Origin of the sequence: Promineifilum sp. (SeqCode), assembly GCF_041918635.1 — a bacterium.
GTDB lineage: Bacteria > Chloroflexota > Anaerolineae > Promineifilales > Promineifilaceae > Promineifilum.
Window position 1 is genome coordinate 1 of record NZ_JAYRVJ010000001.1, and the last position, 1,898, is coordinate 1,898.

Consider the following 1,898-nt stretch of genomic DNA (forward strand, 5'->3'; position numbering starts at 1 on the left):
GAACCGGTTCCACCGCCAATCAGCGCCGTCCAGGCCATGTTCGACCTGCTGCGCGCCGCTCAGCGCCCGCTGATCATCGCCGGCACACAGGTCTATTGGGACGGCGCGGGCGACGCCCTGCGCGAACTGACCGACCAGACAGCCGTGCCCGTCTTCACCAACGGCGCGGGGCGCGGCGTGCTGCCGATGGATCACCCCCACTGCTTCAAGGCCGTGCGCGGCAAGGCGTTGCGCGCCGCCGACGTGGTGCTGCTCATCGGCACGCCGCTCGACTTCCGCCTCAAGTACGGCCGCGACGATTGGAACCCGGAGAGCAAGCTCATCCAGGTGGAGAACGACGCCGCCGAGTTGAACCACAACCGCCGGGCCGAGGTGGCCGTGGTGGCCGATTCGCGGCTGGTGCTGGAGGCGCTGGCCGAGGGGTTGCAGGGCGTGCGCTTCGATAGCTGGCTGGCTCAGGTGGCCGAGTGGGAGCGGGCGCGCAACGAGAAGCAGGCCACCTGGGAGCGGCTGGACGACGCGCCGGTCAACCACTTTCGCTTCGCGGCCGAGGTCAACCGCTTCATCGACGAGGAAACCCTCCTTATCGGCGACGGCGGCGACATCGTCAGCGCCTGCGCCAAGGTGCTGACCGTCACCCGACCCGGCCAGTGGCTCGACCCAGGCCCGTTGGGCTGCCTGGGCGTGGGCGCGCCCTTCGCCATCGCCGCGCAACGCCTCTATCCGGGGCGCAAGGTGCTCATCCTGAGCGGCGACGGCTCCTTCGGGCTGAACGGCTTCGAGTTCGACACGGCCGTGCGCTTCGGCCTGCCCATCGTCGCCATCGTCGGCAACGACGCCGGCTGGGGACAGATTCGCGGGCCGCAAGTGCAGATGGTTGGCGCGGAGCGGGCCATCGCCACCTCACTGGCCCCCACGCGCTACGACCGCGTCGTGGAGGCGCTAGGCGGCCACGGCGAACTGGTGGAGGAGCCGGACAGCATCGTGCCGGCGCTGGAGCGGGCCTTCGCCAGCGGCCGGCCGGCGTGCGTCAACGTGATGCTCGACCCGGCGGGGATGGGGAAGACGGGGGCCAGTTCGCCCTACATCGTGTAGAAGAGGAACAGTCCCCAAATTGGGCAGATTTAAGAAGCTCACGCCAAGCGCGCCAAGGAAGCCAAGAACGCTAAGGAATCATTCTTCTTAGCGTTCTTGGCTTCCTTGGCGCGCTTGGCGTGAGCCTCTTTACTCGTTAAATCCGTGGTTTCTTCTTAGCAGCCCGCCACATTGCACAGCGGCACAATATTGTTGCTGTTGAAGCGCGCCCCGTAGAGGTTCTGCGTGCCGAAGAAGAGGCCGGAGTTGACGCTGTTCACCCAGCCGGTGGCGACGAACGGCGCCAGCCCCACGACCCACGACCCGCCGCTGATGCCCGGCCCGCGGTTGCAGCCGACCCCCAGCAGTTCCGCCGTCTGTTGGAACGTCTCGCCGATGCACGAGTGCAGGTATTTGCCGGCGTTGGGCAGAAGGTTGTTGTTGTAGTCATACAGGGGGTAGCCGTTGTTGTGAACGTGGACGAGGTAGGGGTTGTTCCACGTCCGGCCGAGCCAGCCGACCGCCTGGGCCAGCGTCTTCCCGGCCGAGTTCTTGTTCATCCGGCACACAGCCACGTCGTGCGGCCCCCAGGTGTTGACGGCGTAGCTGCCCGTCAGGTTGATGTAGTTGTTCAGAATCCAGCAGTTCTGCGCCGCAAAAGTTCCATACGGCCCGCTCGTGCCGCGGAAGGCCGGCGTGAAGACGACGTTGGTGTACCAGACGTTATTGGTGCTGTCGAAGACGCAGTGGGCGGCGGTGACGATGACGCTGTTGCCGCTAATGTTGGTGGCCGAACAAAAGCTGGGGCCGCTGGCCGTGGTGAA

2 protein-coding genes are annotated in these 1,898 nt (G+C 66.3%); one reads left to right on the plus strand and one right to left on the minus strand.

The window, feature by feature from the left end; genetic code table 11:
* Positions 1–1,095 (plus strand): thiamine pyrophosphate-dependent enzyme (locus ACE3UY_RS00005; RefSeq protein ID WP_374685494.1); only part of this gene is annotated, 1,095 nt, incomplete at its 5' end.
* 155 nt (positions 1,096–1,250) lie between these two features.
* Here the strand turns inward: ACE3UY_RS00005 and ACE3UY_RS00010 are convergent.
* On the minus strand, positions 1,251–1,898 hold a 648-nt coding region (locus ACE3UY_RS00010; RefSeq protein WP_374685495.1), incomplete at its 5' end, for a serine protease.